We start from the raw sequence: 16249 nt of genomic DNA on the forward strand, positions 1-16249 counted from the left end.
GGTGCTCTCTGCTCTCTCTTCGGTGCGGGGAAACGACTCGGTCCCGCGCGGCAGTGCCGTACGGGACCGAAGTGCGCGTCTGCCGTGAACGGTCAGTGCTCGTCGCCGTTGATGCCGGCGGGCAGTGCGGCGACGAAGGGGTGGTCGCGCTCGATCAGACCGAGCTTGGAGGCACCACCGGGCGAACCGAGCTCGTCGAAGAACTCGACGTTCGCCTTGTAGTAGTCCTTCCACTCCTCCGGGGTGTCATCTTCGTAGAAGATGGCCTCGACCGGGCAGACCGGCTCACAGGCGCCGCAGTCGACACACTCGTCCGGGTGGATGTACAAGGACCGCTGGCCCTCGTAGATGCAGTCGACGGGGCACTCTTCGATGCATGCCTTGTCCTTGACGTCGACACAAGGCTCCGCGATGACGTAGGTCACGCTCTCGTTCCTCCTCGGTGGGGCTTTCCATTCGCGCGGGAGCGCGGCGTCGTCGATGCCCGCACCTAGTATCTCCGTTCCCGGGCACGATCCGAACAGGAGGGGCGGACAGAGCTGTGGAATTCACTGCCGGAGGGCTGCTGGAGATCCGTATCACCCACGCTGACGTGGGTAAACGAGTCTCCGTACGACGGGTGGTCGCGGGGGTGGGGCACAAGCCGTCCTTCAGTGACGCTCTAGGGGTTCTCACATCCTGGACCGAGGGTGTGCTGACGATCACACGCAGAGACGGGTCTTCCGTCCACATCCCGGAATCGACGCTGGTCGCGGGCAAGACGGTGCCGCCCGCGCCGGCCCGGCGACGAGGCCCCGCCGCCTCCTTCGAGGAACTGACGCGGGTCACCGCGCGGGCCTGGCAGCCGCTGGAGAGCGAGCCGCTGGGCGAGTGGACGCTGCGCGCCGCGGAGGGCTTCACCCGGCGGGCGAACTCGGTGCTCCCCGCCGGCGATCCCGGCATACCCGTGGACGAAGCACTCGCGCGGGTGACCTCCTGGTACGCGGAACGCGGGCTCCCGGCCTACGTCCAGGCCGCCACGGGCGCCGCGGGGACGCAGGAGACGCTCTGCGCGGAGCTGGAACGGCGCGGCTGGGTCAACGAGGTCTCGGCCGAGGTCCGGATCGGGGCGTTGGCCCCGATCGGGGACATCGACGCGGAGGTGTCGGGCGTACGGCTGACCCGGGAGCCCGACGAGGAGTGGCTGGGCCGCTACGGCAAGGTCCAGGATCCCGGGTTGGCCCGGCGGATGCTGGTCGAGGGGCCGTCGGTGTGGTTCGCCTCGCTGGACGGCGGCCGGGCGGTCGGACGGTGCGTGGTGGACGGCCGCTGGGCCGGCTTCGGCGCGGTGACGGTGGACCCGCAGCGGCGTCGGCGGGGGCTCGCGACGGCGGTGATGACCGCGCTGGCCCGGCGGGCGCTGGAGGAGGGGGCCTCGGCGGCCTGGCTCCAGGTGGAGACGGACAACGACGGGGCGCGGGCGCTCTACGACGCGATGGGCTTCGCCACCCACCACGCCTACCACCACTTCCGGGCGGGGCGGCCGTGAGCGCGGCGTCGCGGGCGCAGTTCGCCGCGGAGGCCCGCTCGGAGCGGCCGGACCTGGCCCTGCTGTGCCTGTTGCTGGCGGCGGAGGCGGATCCGGCGCTCGACGACGAACGGGTCATGGACTGGGCCCAGATCGAGCTGGACCGGCTCGCGGGGATGCTCCCGTACGGACTGCGGGGCGCGCGGGCCTGGGCCTCGGCCGTGACGGAGCTGCTCGGCGGCCGGCTGGGCTTCCACGGGACCCCGGCGGACTACGACCGGCTGTCGTCCTCGCTGCTGCACGAGGTGCTGCGGCGCAGACGGGGGCTGCCGATCCTGCTGTCGGTGGTGTGGATGGAGGTGGCCCGGCGGGCCGGAGCGCCCGTGTACGGGCTGGGGCTGCCGGGGCACTTCGTGGTGGGCTTCGGCGACCCCGAGGAGGGGGTCACGGTGGACCCCTTCGCGGGCGGGGCCTCACTGGGGGCCGGTCCGGCGGAGCTGGCGGCCGGACCGAGGACGCCGGCGCGGACGCTGGACGTCGTGCTGCGGATCCTGAACAACATCCGGGCGTGGGCCGCCGCCCGGCCGGAGCACTCCGCGGTCGCGCTGTGGACGCTCGACCTGGCACTGCTGCTGCCCTCGCACCCGGCGGCGCTGCGGTACGAGCGGGCGCGGCTGCTGGTGGAGCGGGGCGCGTTCCAGGAAGGGGCGGCCGAGATGGAGGGCTACGCGGAGGTCATGGACGCCGTCGACACCGGGGAGGCGGCCCGGATCCGCGCGGAGGCCGTCTCGGCCCGAGCCCTCCTGAACTGACCCCGCCACGGTGTCCCTGCCGGGCGGGGCGGGGGGCTGCGGGGCGGTGACGGCGGGCGCCGGGCTCTGGCCCGGGCCCGGGCCAGGGCTGGGCCGTCTCTTCGCGAGGTGCCGTGCCGGACGATCCGGGCCCGGCGTGATCCGAAAGAGACGGCCTAGAGCCAGCCTTTTTCGCGGGCCGTGCGGATGGCCTCCGCGCGGTTGCGGGACGCGAGCTTTTGGATCGCCGTCGAGAGGTAGTTGCGGACCGTGCCCTGGGACAGGTGCAGGCGGGCCGCCAGTTCGGCGTTGGTCGCCCCGGACTCCGCCGCCCGGAGCACCTCCCGCTCGCGGTCCGTCAGCGGGTTCGCGCCCTCCGCCAGGGCCGCCGCCGCGAGGGTGGGGTCGATGACGCGTTCACCCGCCAGGACCTTGCGGACGGCGTCCGCGAGCTGCGCGGCCGGGGCGTCCTTGACCAGGAACGCGGAGGCGCCCGCCTCCATCGCGCCGCGGAGGTAGCCGGGGCGGCCGAAGGTGGTCAGGATGACGATCTTGAGCGAGGGTTCGGCGATCCGGAGGGCCGCCGCCGCCTCGATGCCCGTCATCCCCGGCATCTCGATGTCGAGGAGGGCCACGTTCACGTCGTGGGTCCGCGCCGCCGCCACGACCTCGTCCCCCCGCGCCACCTGGGCCAGCACCTCGATGTCCGGCTCCAGCCCCAACAGCGCGGCCAGCGCCTCTCGGACCATCGACTGGTCCTCGGCCAACAGGATCCGGATGGGCGCGGTGTCGGTCATGAGGGGGATCCTAGGGGGACCCTGGCCCGCAGGCGGAAGCCGGTCTTCCCCGCCGGGCCGGCCGACAGGGTGCCGCCGACCGCCTCCAGGCGTTCCGTCAGGCCGGTCAGCCCGTTGCCGGCGGGAGCGCCACCCGCGCCACCGCCCGCGCCGTCGTCGGTGACGGACAGCTCCGCGACGGGCCCCGCCAGGGTCTGTGAGACGTCCAGGACGACGGTGCAGCGGCGGGCACCGCTGTGCCGGACCACGTTCGTCACGGCCTCCCGCAGCGACCAGGCCAGGGCCGATTCGATCTCCTCCGGCAGGTCCTCGACGGCGTCCGCGGCCTCCGTGGGCAGGTCGGCGACGATCCCGGCCGCCGTCAGGGCCGTGCGGGCGCCCGCCAGTTCGCCGGGCAGGGTCGGCCTGCGGTATCCGCTCACGGCCTCCCGCACGTCGACCAGCGCCTGCCTGCTGACCCGCTCGATGTCGGCCACCTGCTGCGCGGCCCGGTCGGGGTGCTCCGGCAGCATCCGGCCCGCCAGCTCGCTCTTGAGGGTGATCAGCGACAACGAGTGCCCCAGCAGGTCGTGCAGGTCGCGGGCCATCCTGAGGCGTTCCTCGTTGGCGGCGAGCTGCGCCACCGTGGCCCGGGCCTGGCGGAGTTCGACGGTGGTACGGATCATCGCGCGGATGCCGACCATCGCGAAGCCGCCCATCAGGGCCGGGATGAGCAGCCCGGCCAGGTAGGCGGTGCCGCCGGGGACCGCGTACGCCGTCACGGCCAGCAGCGCCGTCGCGCCCGGGACCGTCCAGCGGGAGATCTCCCCCGGCAGGGCGGCTCCGGAGGAGATGGCCACGTAGACGAAGAGCACCAGCCACTCGCGGCCCAGGGCCAGCGACAGGACCGTGGCCTGGGCGGCGAGGACGGTCAGGGAGAACAGGACCCGCCGTACGGCCATCTGTCGGGCGGTGCGGAAGACCAGGGCCAGGTACCAGCCGACGAAGGCGACCAGGCCCAGGGCGCCGATCACCCGCGCCCCGGTGCTGTGTCCGCCGCTGACGAGGTCGGTGACGGGGGCGCTGAGGTAGAAGAGCCACACGCCGATCCACAGGCCCTTGACCACCTTGTGGCGGGTGTTCTCCGGCGCCATGCCGATCCGGCTCGCGTCGTCCGCCGGCTGCGTATGCGACTGCGTCAGCGCCACGGGTCTCACGCCTTCAGGGAGTCCTTGCGGTACAGCCAGGCGGCCGCACCGGTGAACAGTACGAAGTAGACGGCGAGGACGGCCACGTCCTTGGCGTGCGGCGCGCCCCCCAGCTCGATGGCCTGGCCGAGAGCGGCGTAGGCGTGGGTGGGCAGCCACTCGCAGATGTTCTGGAGCCACTGCGGGAAGTTGGCGGTGGGCATCCACAGGCCGCCCAGGATGGACAGGGAGAAGTAGACGAGCATGGTCAGGGGGCGCGCGGTGTCGCCGCTCGCCAGGTAGCCGATGGCCACGCCGAGGGCGGCGAAGACCAGGCTGCCGGCCCAGATCGCGCCGGTCAGGGCGAACCATTGCCAGGCCTCGAACCGTACGTCCTTGACCACCGCGGCGACGAGGAAGACGACGAGGATGGCGGGGAGGGAGAGGACGCCCGCGCTGGCGGTCTTGGCGAGGACGTAGCCGCGTCCGGGCAGCGCCGTCAGGCGCAGTTGGCGGACCCAGCCCTTCTCCCGCTCCTTGGCGATGCGCTCGCCGTTGCCCATCAGGACCGCGGTGAGGGCGCCGAAGGAGGCCATGGCGACCATGTAGAAGGCGGGCATGGTCAGCTGGGTGCCCATGACCTTGGTGGTGCCGTTCAGGGTGCCGCCGAGCATCAGGAACAGGGCGGCCGGATAGGCGACCGTGAAGAACAGGTACTTCTTGTTGCGCAGCGCGCGCGAGATCTCCAGCCGGATCAGCCGGAGCGTGCCCGCGGTGGCGGCGGCGTTCTTCGGGACGGGCTGCGCGGCGGGCTTCGGGGCGGGCTGCGCGGCGGTGTCGACGGCGGTGTTCATCGGGTGGCCTCCTCGGCCTCGGTGAGGGCGATGAAGGCCTGCTCCAGGCCGAGGCCCGCGACCTCCAGGTTGCGGGGGTACAGCCCGAGCGCGTAGAGCGCGTGGACGGTGGCGTCGGCGTCGCGCGACTGGAGCCGTACGGTGGCGCCGGTGCGCTCGAAGGCGGTCAGGGCGGGCAGGGCGCGCAGGGCGGACTCGTCGACCTCCGCGTCGGGGGCGAGGTCGAAGGCGACCTTGCGGGCGCCGGCCTTGGCCTTGATCTCGGCAGCGGTGCCGTCGGCGAGGAGGCGGCCCTTGGCGAGGACCAGCACCCGGTCGGCGATGGCGTCCGCCTCTTCCAGGTAGTGGGTGGCGAACAGGACGGTGCGGCCCTGGGCGGCCTGCTCGCGCATCGTGGCCCAGAAGGCCTGGCGGGAGGTGACGTCCATGCCGGTGGTCGGCTCGTCGAGGACGATGAGGTCGTTGTGGCCGGCGGTGGCCAGGGCGAAGCGGACGCGCTGCTCCTGGCCGCCGGAGAGCTTGTTGACCATCCGGCCGGCGATGTCGACGATCCCGGCGCGCAGGAGGACCTCGTCCACGGTGTGCGGGCGGGGGTGCAGTGCGCAGCCGAGGGAGACCAGCTCGCGGACGGTGACGTCCTCCATCAGGCCGCCGCTCTGGAGCATCGCGCCGACCCGGCCGGCGGCGAGGGCCTCGCGGGGGGTGGTGCCGAAGAGGCGGACCTCGCCGGAGTCGGCGGGGCGCAGGCCCAGGAGGAGGTCGAGGGCGGAGGACTTGCCGGCGCCGTTGGGTCCGAGGAGTGCGACGGTCTCGCCCGGGTGGAGTTCGAGGGAGAGGCCGTCGACCGCTCGGACGGCTCCGTAGTTCTTCGTCACGTTCCGGAAGCTCACCACCGGGCCGGCGCCGGTGTGCGGGGTGGCGGTGTGCGCCGAGGTCGTCGTCATGGCCCAAGGTTCGCCCGTACGGGGGTGGGCGCGGCAGTGTCCGCCGTCGTGACTGCCGCATGACGGATGTCATGTCCCGGGCGTGACGCCCGCGTACGGGGGCCCGGGGCCGCGACGCGGACCGGAACGCGGACCGGCCCCTCCCCGGGGTCCGGGAAGGGGCCGTGGGCCGCTCGCGCCGGGGCGGGCCCGGGGCGGTGCGGAACCCGTCAGCTCGGGTTGGTGTCGATCGTGACGGTCCGCTCCGCGGGGGTCTTGCCGACGAGGGCCTTGCGGAGGGCTCCGACGACGTCCTCGGGCGTGACGGCGGTCTTCGAGCCGTTGCCGCGCGTGATCAGGACCCCGTCGAAGGCGTTGCCGTAGGTGGCCTTGAGGGCCTCCTTGTCGTACTTCTCGACGAGGTGTCCGTCCACGGCCTGCATGGAGAGGATCTTCGGCAGGGACTTGGCGCCGAAGGGGATGGACTTGGCACCGGCCCTGACGGTGGCCACCCCGGACATCGCGGGCTCCGCGAACTCCTTCATCGCCCGGTCCAGTTCGCCCTGGTTGATCGTCGGTTCCTTGGTGGCGGTGGGGAGTTCGACGGGGGCCGCCTTGCCCGTGCCGACCAGTTCGCGGAAGGCCGCGGTGACCCGTTCCACGGAGCCGTCCACGTCGACGGAGGCGCCCGCCTTGCCGGGGACGGCGACGGCCTTGCCCGTGTCGAACGTGATGGTGCCCTCGCCGGCCGAACCGGCCGCGCCGGCCAGCTCCTGGAGCGAGACCCGCAGCTTCTCCTCGTCCACCGGCATGACGGCCTGGGCCGTCCGCTCGGCGCCGAAGAGGGAGCCGATGACCGTGACCGGGTTGTAGTCGCTGCCCGCCGCGTTGCGGACGGTGGTCTGACTGTCGAGGGTGAGCCCCGCCTTCTCGGGCTTGAGCTCGACCTGCTTGCCGCCGACGCTGAGCTGGAGCGGGGCGGAGGCGCGCTTGCCGAAGGCCGCGTCGAGCTTGGTGACGGCCTCGTCCCGGGTGCCGCCGATGTCCTCGCCGAGGACGGTGGTGCCCTTGGGCACGTCGGAGTGGTTCATGAGCAGCCCGGCTCCGTAGGCGAGGCCGACCAGCCCGAAGAGGGCGCCACCGAGCAGGGCCACCTTGGAGCGGCCCTTCTTGGCGGGCTTCCCCGCCGCGGGCTTGGACCCCTTGGCCTGCTTGCCGGGCTTGCCCGCCGGGGCGGGCGTCGGACCGGTCGGCCGCGGGCCGGGGGCCGGGGGCGCCGGGACGGGGGCAGCGGCGGGCACCGACGCGGGGGTGTAACCGGAGGCCGGGGCGGCCAGCGCCTCCGGACCGGGCCAGCGCGAGGGCTCGTCGTGCACCGGGACGGTGCCCATCGCGGGGCCGCCGGTCGGCCCGGCGGGTGCGGTGGGCTCCGCGAAGGCGGGGAAGGCCTCGGTGACGGGGCCGTTGTCGTACGCCCCGTACGGGGTGCCGACCCCGGGGCCGCCGACGGCGGGGGCCGGCGCGAAGCCGCCGCCGTTGCCGTACGAGGCGTTGGACTGCTGTTGCTGCTGCGGGTGCTGCTGCTGCCCGCCCGGGCCGGCGGGCGGCGCGAAGCCTCCACCGGAACCGGAACCGGAACCGGGGCCCGGGCCGGCGGGGGGCGCGGGGGCCGGGGCGGGCGCCGAGCCGTAGCTCGCGCCGGCCGGGGCCTGCGGCGCCGGGGGCGGGGTGTTCTTGCGCGGGGCGAACCAGTTGCCGGTGGGTTCGCCCCCACCGCCCTGGCCGGGCGCGGGAGGCTGTCCGCCCTGGCCGGGCGCACCCCGGCCGGGCGCGGGCGCGCCGGGCCGGTCTCCGCGGGCCGGGGCGGGGCCCCCGGCCGAGGGCTGGGCGGGGTGCGGAGCGGGCGCCGGCGGCTGCGGGTCGGCCGCGGCCGGTGAGCCTGCCGACGAGCCGCCCTTCACGGGCTTGCGTACGACCACGGGCGGGATCGGCCGCGAACCCGGGATGTTGATCCGGATCCGGGTCGTCAGCGTGGTCTCGGTCTTCGGCCCGTCGTTTTCGGGCGTGGACGGGTTCGACGTCACAGGGTTCTCCTCCGGGGCGTTCGCCGCGCCAGGCCCGGTTGGCACAGTCGTGGACGGATACCGGCCGGTTCCATACGGCGGCGTACCCGAGGGGTAGGCGGCTCCACCGTGCCCTTGGGGCCCGGGGGACGAACTGTCAGTTTCACGGCTCAAGGCAGGTTCTCCCGGTTGGCTCCGCCGCCCGTCATACCGTGCGCGGGCAGCTCGGCGGCCCGTCCACCATACTGGCCGCCGTCCGGGGGCAACTGTCCCCGGGGAATCCGAGGTTCCCCCGGAGCGGCGACGCGGGCCGCCCCGAGGGACCGTCAAATCACCGCAAGCCATCCCCCATCGGAGGTCAGCGGAGCGCGACGGCTCGTCATCCGCGGGCCCCGGGGGCCGAAACCCGCCCCTGCACCGGGCCGCGCATCGTGGCACAGATCACAGCGATCACGGCACCCCCCAAAAGGTATGTGTACGTACCGATTCCGGATGAACCGAGCAGGAAATCCCCCTCGGGGCGCGGGGCGCCGAGCAGGACGTACGACAGGAACCAGCCGGCCGCCGCCGCGCCCACGCCGCTCCCGGTGCCCATCAGGATCCGGCCGCCGAGGAAGAGGCCGAAGAGGCCGAGCAGCGCGAGGACCAGCCCCGCCGGGAACCACAGGTCCACCACGAGCCAGCCGGCCGCGCCCGTCAGGGTGCCGAGGACCAGCAGGGCGAACAGGGCGGCGATCCGCCTCGCGGTCCGGGTCGCGCTCACGCCTCGACCCCCGCGAAGAGGTCGTGCTCGCGCCCGCCGGCCGGGGCTCCCGGCTCGCCCGCCACCAACTCGTAGTACTCGCGGGCGAACAGGGGCTGGGCCAGGTCGTTGGAGAGGGCGAAGACGGGGCCGTCCACCGCGATCTGGGTGGCGTGGGCGCGCATCGCGGCCACCTTCGCCGCCACCGGGCCGCGGCCGGCGGCCCCGCCGATCTCACCGACCCCGCCGATCTCACCGACCCCGCCGTCCTCACCGATCTCGGCGGTGATCCGTTCGTCCGCGACCACTCCCGGGACGTCGTCCGGACTCGCGATCCCGGGGAAGGGGCTCGGCCTCTTGGCTCCGGCCGCGTGCAGGCGGGCGAAGCCCTCCTCCACCACGGAGCGCGGGACGCGGTTCCAGTAGACCTTGGCGATGGCGTGCGGGGCGCCCAGCTCCGGGCGGTGGCCGGCCAGCGCGGCCAGCTCCGCGCCGCGGGTGGCGACGCGGTGGGCCTGGATGTGGTCCGGGTGGCCGTAGCCGCCGTCGGGGTCGTAGGTGACGAGGACCTGCGGGCGCAGTTCGCGGATCACCTCGACGAGGTGGTCCGCGGCCTCGTCCACGTCGGCGGACCAGAAGGCGCCGGAGCGGGTGTTCTGGGGGGCGCCCATCATCCCGGAGTCCCGGTAGCGGCCGGCGCCGCCGAGGAAGCGGTGGTCGGTGACCCCCAGTTCCTTCATCGCGGCCGCCAGCTCGCCCACCCGGAAGGGGCCGAGGGTGTCGTCCCGGTCGGGCGCCAGGTGGGCCAGCTCGGCCGGGATGACCTCGCCCTCCTCGCCGAGGGTGCAGGTCACGAGGGCGACGTGGACGCCCTCGGCCGCGTACTTGGCCATGGTGACGCCGTTGTTGATCGACTCGTCGTCCGGGTGCGCGTGCACGAGGAGCAGACGACGGGCGGGGAGACCGTTCATGGGGTCAGCCTACGAGCAGGACCTACAACTTGAGGCCACTGATCATGCTCGCCACGTTGTTGGTGAGCTGGCTGAGGGTCGGGGCGACCGTCGAACTGGCCAGGTAGAACCCGAGCAACACACAGACGAACGCGTGCCCCGTCTTCAGCCCCGACCTCCTGACCAGAAGGAAGACGACGATCGCCAGCAGCACCACGGCGGAGATCGAGAGTGCCACGGCGTTTCACCTCCAGGTCGAGCGGACATCGGTACGCGGACTCGTGCTCGGCGGAGTCATACCCACCGTGCGCTACGGATCATAACTATCCGTACCAGCGCATCGATCGAATTCCGGCAGCACGAGGGGCGCATGCAGCGCACGTCCCGGAGCGTGCGACCGGCGCTCGGGCGGGTGCCGCGCCGACCCGTCCGACCACAGGCCCTTGATCTCGGGCCCGCACGGCCAAGTCGCCGCCGCCCGCGCCTCGTTGCGGTGACGGAGGTCAGCGAAACGCGATCACCGGCAGCCTTTTGGGGGTGGCCGGAAAACGTCGGTGGAGGTCCACGTTCCGCCCTCGTTTCACTCCTTTCGCACAGGCGTGGACGGCGGCGACGGCGGTGTCGCCGGCGGCGGGGTCGCCCCCGGTCCCGGCGGCGCCGGCCGCTCGGCGGCGAAGTGACAGGCGGACGGGTGGGCGGCGGGGCCCGAGGGGAAGACCGCCGGGACGGCCAGCAGCGGCACCTCGGTCGCGCAGCGGGATTCGGCCTTCCAACACCGGGTGCGGAAGCGGCAGCCGGAGGGCGGGTTGGCCGGGGAGGGCACGTCCCCGGACAGGATGATCCGGTCCCGGTCGGCTCGCGCGGCCGGGTCCGGGACGGGGACGGCGGAGAGCAGGGCCTGGGTGTACGGGTGGGTGGGGTGGTCGTAGATCGCCTCGTCGGAGCCGATCTCCACGATCCGGCCCAGGTACATCACCCCGACCCGGTCGGAGATGTGCCGGACGATCGAGAGGTCGTGCGCGATGAAGACGTACGACAGGTCGAACTCGTCCTGGAGGCGGGCGAGCAGGTTGACGACCTGGGCCTGCACGGACACGTCGAGCGCGGAGACCGGCTCGTCGGCGACGATGATCTCCGGCCGCAGCGCGAGGCCGCGGGCGATGCCGATGCGCTGGCGCTGGCCGCCGGAGAACTGGTGCGGGTAGCGGTTGATGTACTCGGGGTTCAGGCCCACCACGTCGAGCAGGTCCTGGACCTTGCGGCGGCGGTCGCCCTTGGGGGCCACCTCGGGGTGGATCTCGAAGGGCTCCCCGACGATGTCGCCGACCGTCATGCGCGGGTTCAGCGAGGTGTACGGGTCCTGGAACACCATCTGGATGTTGCGGCGGACGGCCTTGAGGGCCTTGCCGGACAGCCGGGTGATGTCGTCGCCCTTGTACGAGATCGAGCCCGCGGTCGGGCGCTCCAGGTTGACCAGCATCTTGGCGACGGTGGACTTGCCGCAGCCGGACTCGCCGACGATGCCGAGGGTCTCGCCCGCCCGGAGGTCGAAGGAGACCCCGTCGACGGCCTTGACCGCGCCGACCTGCTTCTTGACGAGGACGCCCTGGGTGAGCGGGTAGTACTTGACGAGGTCGCGGACCTCCAGGATGGGCTCAGTCATCGAGGCACTCCTGCCAGAAGAAGCACGCGCTGGAACGTTCCGGGGCCACCGCCGCGAGCGGCGGGACGTCGGTCCGGCACACGTCCCGGGCCATCGGACAGCGGGGGTTGAAGGCGCACCCGGGCGGGATCGCGAGGAGGTTCGGCGGCAGGCCCTTGATCGCGTACAGCTCCTGGCCCTTCTGGTCCAGGCGCGGGATCGAGTCGAGCAGGCCCCGGGTGTACGGATGGGCGGGCGCCTTGTAGATCTGGTGGACGGGCGCCGCCTCGACGATCCGGCCCGCGTACATCACCGCGATCTTGTCGGCGACGTCGGCGACGACGCCGAGGTCGTGGGTGATCAGGATCAGGCCCATGTTCAGCTCGCGCTGGAGTTCCGCCAGGAGGTCCATGACCTGTGCCTGGACGGTGACGTCGAGGGCGGTGGTGGGCTCGTCGGCGATGATCAGGGAGGGCTCCAGGGCCAGCGCCATCGCGATCATGATGCGCTGGCGCATGCCGCCGGAGAACTGGTGCGGGTAGTCCCCCACGCGTTCCTTCGCCGCCGGGATCTTCACCCGGTCCATCAGCTCCACGGCCTTGGCCTTGGCGTCCTTGCGGGACATCCCGCGGTGGACCTCGTACATCTCGCCGAGCTGGGCGCCCACGCTGAGGACGGGGTTCAGGGAGGACAGGGCGTCCTGGAAGATCATGGCCATGTCGGCCCCGCGGATCTTCCGGCGCTCGTCCTCCTTCATCTTCAGGAGGTCCCGCCCCTTGAAGAGGATCTCGCCGCCCGCGATGCGCCCGGGCGGCATGTCGAGGATCCCCATCACGGCCTGGGCGGTGACGGACTTGCCGGAGCCGGACTCGCCGAGCACGGCGAGCGTCTCGCCCTCGTCGACCGAATAGTCGACTCCGTTGACGGCCTTGGCGACGCCGTCGCGGGTCTTGAACTCCACGTGCAGGTCGCGGACTTCGAGCAGCATCTGCCGACTCACTCCTCAGCGCAGCTTGGGGTCGAGGGCGTCGCGCACCGCGTCGCCGAGCATGATGAAGGCGAGCACGGTGATGCTCAGCGCACCTGCCGGGTAGAGCAGCATGTGCGGCGCGTTGCGGATCTGCGAGGCGGCGTTGGAGATGTCGATGCCCCAGGAGACCGTCGGCGGGCGCAGGCCCACGCCGAGGAAGGACAGCGTGGCCTCCAGGGCGATGTAGGTGCCCAGCGCGATGGTGGCGACGACGATGACGGGGGCGATGGCGTTGGGCGCCACGTGCTTCAGCATCATCCGGCCGTTGCCGGCGCCGAGCGCGCGGGCGGCCTGGACGTAGTCGTTCTGCTTGGCGGTGATCACCGAGCCGCGGGCGATGCGGGCCAACTGGGGCCAGCCGAGCAGGACGATGAAGCCGACCACGGGCCAGACGGTGGTGCTGGTGACCACGGACAGGAAGACGAGGCCGCCGAGGACCACCGGGATGCCGAAGAAGATGTCGGCGATCCGCGAGAGCAGGGCGTCCCACCAGTGGCCGAAGAATCCGGCGAGCCCGCCGAGCACCGACCCGAGCAGGGCCGCGCCGAGGGTGGCGCAGACGCCGACGGTGATGGAGGCGCGCGCCCCGTAGACCGTACGGGTGTAGACGTCGCAGCCCTGGGTGTCGTAGCCGAAGGGGTGTCCGGGCTGGGAGCCCTGCTGCGATTTGGACAGGTCGCACTGGAGGGGGTCGCCGCTCGCGATGAGCTGGGGCCAGATGGCGATGACCACGAGGAAGAGGATCAGCAGCGAGGAGATGATGAAGACGGGGTTGCGCCGCAGTTGGTGCCAGGCGTCGGACCACAGCGAGCGGGCCTTCTCCCGGGGGCCTCCGGGAGGACCGGACGCCTTGTCGGCGCCCCCGCCCTCGATGCTCTCCGCCTCCTCCAGGGCGAGATCCATGGCTCCTCCCTGGCCGGTGGGCGCGATCACCTCGTGGGCTCCCGGGCCGACCGGATCGTAGGTCCTCGGGCGTTCGGGGTGCTCGGGGCTCGCGGGGCGCTCCGGGCTGTCGGGACGCTCGGGCTCAGGCATAACGGATCCTCGGGTCCAGGACCGCGTAGAGCAGGTCGACGAGCAGGTTCGCCAGCAGGAAGACGATGACGAGGATGGTCACGAAGCCGACCACGGTCGGGGAGTTGTTGCGCAGGATGCCCTGGTAGAGCTGGTAGCCGACGCCGTGGATGTTGAAGATCCGCTCGGTGACGATGGCCCCGCCCATCAGGGCCCCGATGTCGGTGCCGATGAAGGTGACCACCGGGATCAGGGAGTTGCGCAGCAGGTGGCGGGTGATGACCCGGTGGCGCGGCAGGCCCTTGGCGGTGGCGGTGCGGACGTAGTCGGCCTTGGCGTTCTCGGCGATGGAGGTCCGGGTGAGGCGGGTGACGTAGGCGAGGGAGACCAGGGCGAGGACGATGCCCGGCAGGATCAGCTCGCTGAAGGGGGCGTCCGGGGAGACGGTGGGCCTCACCCAGCCCCATTTGACGCCGAAGAGGTACTGGAGCAGGTAGCCGGTGACGAAGGTGGGCACCGAGATGACCACCAGGGTGAGCACCAGCACCGAGGTGTCGACGGACTTGCCCCGACGCAGTCCGCTGATCACGCCGAGGGTGATGCCGAAGATGATCTCGATGACGATGGCGACGATCGTCAGGCGCAGGGTCACCGGGAAGGCCGAGGCCATCAGCTCGGTGACCTCCTGACCGTTGAAGGCCGTGCCGAAGTCGCCCTGGAAGATCTGGCCCATGTAGTGGAGGTACTGCTTCCACAGGGGCTGGTCGAGGTAGAGGTCCTGGCGGATCCGCGCGGCGGTGGCCGGGTCGGGGGCCTTGTCGCCGAAGAGGGCCGCGACGGGGTCGCCCAGCGCGTACACCATGATGAAGATCAGGAAGGTGCTGCCGATGAACACGGGGATCATCTGGAGCAGCCGCCGGATCACATAACGTCCCATGGAGTGCTCCATGCGGTCGGTGGGCTCGGCCGGCCCCCGCCCGGGTGGGGCGCGGGGCCGGGGGCGGTCCGTCGGGTGGGGAGGGTGCGAGGCCCGGGGGGGCGGGAGAGCGGGAAGGTCAGCTGACCTTGATCTCGTTGTAGACGGGGACGCTGAACTGGTTCAGGGCCACGTCGGAGATCCGCTCGGAGTGCCCGGCGCTGCCGTTCTGGTACCAGAGCGGGATGGAGGGCATCTGCTCGGCGAGGACCTTCTCGGCGTCCTGGAACGACTTGACGGCCTTGGCCGTGTCGCTCTCCCGGTTGGCCTCGTCGACGAGCTTGTCGAAGTCCGGGTTGCTGAACTTGCCGTAGTTCGAGGAGGCGCCCGTGTAGTACAGCGGCTCCAGGAAGTTCTGGATCAGCGGGTAGTCCGCCTGCCAGCCGGAGCGGAAGGGGCCGGTCAGCTTGAAGCTGCTCTGCTGGTTCCTGAAGTCGGCGAAGGTGCCGACCGGATTCACCGTGCAGACCGGGCCCTCGCCGAGCGCGTTGTTGACGCTGTTGCAGACGGCGTCCATCCAGTCGCGGTGCGAGCCGGTGTCCACGTTGGAGGTCAGCGTGACCTTGCCGCCGGGAAGGCCGCCGGCCTCCTGGATGAGCTTCTTGGCCTCGGCGGGGTCGTAGACGCAGGCGTCGCCGCAGACGGTGGCGGAGAAGCCGCCCTTGGCCCCGAGGGCCGGGGAGGTCCAGTCCTTGGCGGGAGTGCGGGTCTCGCGGAAGATCTGCTTGGTGATCTCGTCGCGGTTGATCGCCCGTGAGATGCCCTGGCGGACCTTCTCCATGCCCGCCTTGCTCCACTGCGGGTCGTACAGCGGGAAGGTCAGGGTCTGGATGATCAGGGCGGGCTGGTTGATGTACCGGTCGCCGAGGTCGTTCTTGACGTTCTTGAGCTGCTGCGCCGGGATGTCGTCGACCAGGTCGAGGTTGCCGGAGATCAGGTCGGTGTAGGCGGTGTTGTTGTCCGTGTAGACCTTGAGGTCCACGCCGCCGTTCTGCGCCTTGTCCGCGCCGGGGTACGCCGCCCACGCGCGCAGCTTCATCCCGGTGCCCTTGGTGTAGGAGTCCACCGTGTACGGGCCGTTGCCGACGGGCTTGTTCAACCAGCCGGAGTGGTCGCTGAAGAACGACTTGGGCAGCGGGGAGAAGGCCTGGTAGCCGAGGGTGTCCGGCCAGGTGGAGAACTTCTCCTTCAGGGCCACCGTGAAGGTCTTGGGGTCCTTGACGACCAGCCCGCGCATCGTTTTGGTCTTGGGGTCGCCGGACTTCGGGTGCAGGTCGTCGTAGCCCACGATGTCGGAGAAGAAGGGCGAGTTGTTCTGCTTGTTGCGCACGTCCGCGCCGTAGTTCCACGCGTCCACGAAGGACTGCGCGGTGACCGGCTCGTCGTTGCTGAACTTCCAGCCGTCCTTCAGCGTGATCGTGAAGTTCTGGCTGTCGGTGGTGTCGATCTTCTCGGCGAGCACGTTCTGCGCCGCGCCGGTCTTGGGGTCGTAGCGCTTGAGCCCCCGGAAGAGCATGTCGAGCACCTTGCCGCCCTGCACCTCGTTGGTGTTGGCCGGCTCCAACGGATTCTGCGGGTCACCCCAGGAGGAACTCACGATCCCCGCGTCCCCGCCGCCGCCACTGTCGCTTCCACCGCCGCAGGCCGTCGCCGCGAGGGCGACGGCCACCGCACATGCGGCCCACTTGGCGTGGGTGGCTCCGCGCATCGAGTGCCTCCTATGGGATCCCAGGACTGACTTAGGGGTCAATCTCGCCCCCTATGGGATCCCACACACCGCGAGTTGCACCGATT

General features: G+C 71.9%; 16 protein-coding genes. 2 read left to right on the forward strand and 14 right to left on the reverse strand.

The annotated features are described in order from the left end of the window. Window positions 1-92 precede the first annotated feature (92 nt). Window positions 93-425, reverse strand: a complete 333-nt coding sequence (gene fdxA / locus ACIOD1_RS01925) for a ferredoxin (protein WP_031146270.1) — start codon at window positions 423-425, stop codon at window positions 93-95. A 116-nt stretch (window positions 426-541) separates the two neighbouring features. Between fdxA and ACIOD1_RS01930 the strand changes: the two genes are divergently transcribed. Further along, window positions 542-1528, forward strand: coding sequence for a GNAT family N-acetyltransferase (locus tag ACIOD1_RS01930; protein WP_365617726.1), 987 nt, complete (start codon window positions 542-544; stop codon window positions 1526-1528). Beyond that, complete coding sequence (locus ACIOD1_RS01935) at window positions 1525-2319, forward strand: transglutaminase-like domain-containing protein (RefSeq protein WP_365617727.1); 795 nt, start codon at window positions 1525-1527, stop codon at window positions 2317-2319. The genes ACIOD1_RS01930 and ACIOD1_RS01935 overlap by 4 nt, the downstream gene beginning before the upstream one ends. Before the next feature lie 155 nt (window positions 2320-2474). Here the strand turns inward: ACIOD1_RS01935 and ACIOD1_RS01940 are convergent, their stop codons facing one another. The 13 genes from ACIOD1_RS01940 to ACIOD1_RS02000 all read right to left on the reverse strand — a co-directional run bounded on the left by ACIOD1_RS01940 (window position 2475) and on the right by ACIOD1_RS02000 (window position 16163). Next, entirely contained in the window at window positions 2475-3095 is a 621-nt protein-coding gene (locus ACIOD1_RS01940) for a response regulator transcription factor (protein WP_365617728.1), read from the reverse strand. Continuing rightward, on the reverse strand, window positions 3092-4228 hold the full coding sequence (locus ACIOD1_RS01945; protein ID WP_401900429.1) for a sensor histidine kinase: 1137 nt from the start codon (window positions 4226-4228) through the stop codon (window positions 3092-3094). The genes ACIOD1_RS01940 and ACIOD1_RS01945 overlap by 4 nt, the downstream gene beginning before the upstream one ends. A gap of 59 nt (window positions 4229-4287) precedes the next feature. Beyond that, entirely contained in the window at window positions 4288-5115 is an 828-nt protein-coding gene (locus tag ACIOD1_RS01950) for an ABC transporter permease (RefSeq protein WP_365617729.1), read from the reverse strand. Beyond that, entirely contained in the window at window positions 5112-6059 is a 948-nt protein-coding gene (locus tag ACIOD1_RS01955; protein WP_365617731.1) for an ABC transporter ATP-binding protein, read from the reverse strand. The genes ACIOD1_RS01950 and ACIOD1_RS01955 overlap by 4 nt, the downstream gene beginning before the upstream one ends. Before the next feature lie 209 nt (window positions 6060-6268). Further along, entirely contained in the window at window positions 6269-8122 is a 1854-nt protein-coding gene (locus ACIOD1_RS01960; protein WP_401899601.1) for a hypothetical protein, read from the reverse strand. A 358-nt stretch (window positions 8123-8480) separates the two neighbouring features. After that, entirely contained in the window at window positions 8481-8864 is a 384-nt protein-coding gene (locus ACIOD1_RS01965) for a DUF6113 family protein (RefSeq protein WP_401899603.1), read from the reverse strand. Then, window positions 8861-9814, reverse strand: coding sequence for an N-acetyl-1-D-myo-inositol-2-amino-2-deoxy-alpha-D-glucopyranoside deacetylase (gene mshB / locus ACIOD1_RS01970; protein ID WP_401899605.1), 954 nt, complete (start codon window positions 9812-9814; stop codon window positions 8861-8863). Before mshB ends, ACIOD1_RS01965 begins: the two co-directional genes overlap by 4 nt. 22 nt (window positions 9815-9836) lie before the next feature. After that, window positions 9837-10031 (reverse strand): hypothetical protein, encoded by a 195-nt coding sequence (locus ACIOD1_RS01975; RefSeq protein ID WP_365617739.1) that lies wholly within the window; start codon window positions 10029-10031, stop codon window positions 9837-9839. Between the two features lie 342 nt (window positions 10032-10373). Then, window positions 10374-11456, reverse strand: coding sequence for an ABC transporter ATP-binding protein (locus ACIOD1_RS01980; RefSeq protein ID WP_401899608.1), 1083 nt, complete (start codon window positions 11454-11456; stop codon window positions 10374-10376). Further along, on the reverse strand, window positions 11449-12423 hold the full coding sequence (locus ACIOD1_RS01985) for an ABC transporter ATP-binding protein (RefSeq protein WP_401899610.1): 975 nt from the start codon (window positions 12421-12423) through the stop codon (window positions 11449-11451). The genes ACIOD1_RS01980 and ACIOD1_RS01985 overlap by 8 nt, the downstream gene beginning before the upstream one ends. 15 nt (window positions 12424-12438) lie before the next feature. After that, window positions 12439-13368: an ABC transporter permease gene (locus ACIOD1_RS01990; protein WP_365618046.1), complete on the reverse strand. Its 930-nt coding sequence runs from the start codon at window positions 13366-13368 to the stop codon at window positions 12439-12441. A 124-nt stretch (window positions 13369-13492) separates the two neighbouring features. Continuing rightward, complete coding sequence (locus tag ACIOD1_RS01995; RefSeq protein ID WP_365617745.1) at window positions 13493-14416, reverse strand: ABC transporter permease; 924 nt, start codon at window positions 14414-14416, stop codon at window positions 13493-13495. A gap of 118 nt (window positions 14417-14534) precedes the next feature. After that, on the reverse strand, window positions 14535-16163 hold the full coding sequence (locus ACIOD1_RS02000) for an ABC transporter substrate-binding protein (protein WP_401899613.1): 1629 nt from the start codon (window positions 16161-16163) through the stop codon (window positions 14535-14537). Window positions 16164-16249: the final 86 nt, after the last annotated feature.

The sequence above is a fragment of the Streptomyces sp. NPDC088097 genome (genome assembly GCF_044741845.1).
Classification (GTDB): Bacteria; Actinomycetota; Actinomycetes; order Streptomycetales; family Streptomycetaceae; genus Streptomyces.

What these genes read in the sequence shown, in the direction of transcription:
- ACIOD1_RS01940 (WP_365617728.1), bottom strand. Translation starts at nt 3,095, where the DNA reads ATGACCGACACCGCGCCCATCCGGATCCTGTTGGCCGAGGACCAGTCG.
- ACIOD1_RS01945 (WP_401900429.1), bottom strand. Translation starts at nt 4,228, where the DNA reads ATGGCGCCGGAGAACACCCGCCACAAGGTGGTCAAGGGCCTGTGGATC.
- ACIOD1_RS01950 (WP_365617729.1), bottom strand. Translation starts at nt 5,115, where the DNA reads ATGAACACCGCCGTCGACACCGCCGCGCAGCCCGCCCCGAAGCCCGCC.
- ACIOD1_RS01955 (WP_365617731.1), bottom strand. Translation starts at nt 6,059, where the DNA reads ATGACGACGACCTCGGCGCACACCGCCACCCCGCACACCGGCGCCGGC.
- mshB (WP_401899605.1), bottom strand. Translation starts at nt 9,814, where the DNA reads ATGAACGGTCTCCCCGCCCGTCGTCTGCTCCTCGTGCACGCGCACCCG.
- ACIOD1_RS01980 (WP_401899608.1), bottom strand. Translation starts at nt 11,456, where the DNA reads ATGACTGAGCCCATCCTGGAGGTCCGCGACCTCGTCAAGTACTACCCG.
- ACIOD1_RS01985 (WP_401899610.1), bottom strand. Translation starts at nt 12,423, where the DNA reads ATGCTGCTCGAAGTCCGCGACCTGCACGTGGAGTTCAAGACCCGCGAC.
- ACIOD1_RS01990 (WP_365618046.1), bottom strand. Translation starts at nt 13,368, where the DNA reads ATGGATCTCGCCCTGGAGGAGGCGGAGAGCATCGAGGGCGGGGGCGCC.
- ACIOD1_RS01995 (WP_365617745.1), bottom strand. Translation starts at nt 14,416, where the DNA reads ATGGGACGTTATGTGATCCGGCGGCTGCTCCAGATGATCCCCGTGTTC.
- ACIOD1_RS02000 (WP_401899613.1), bottom strand. Translation starts at nt 16,163, where the DNA reads ATGCGCGGAGCCACCCACGCCAAGTGGGCCGCATGTGCGGTGGCCGTC.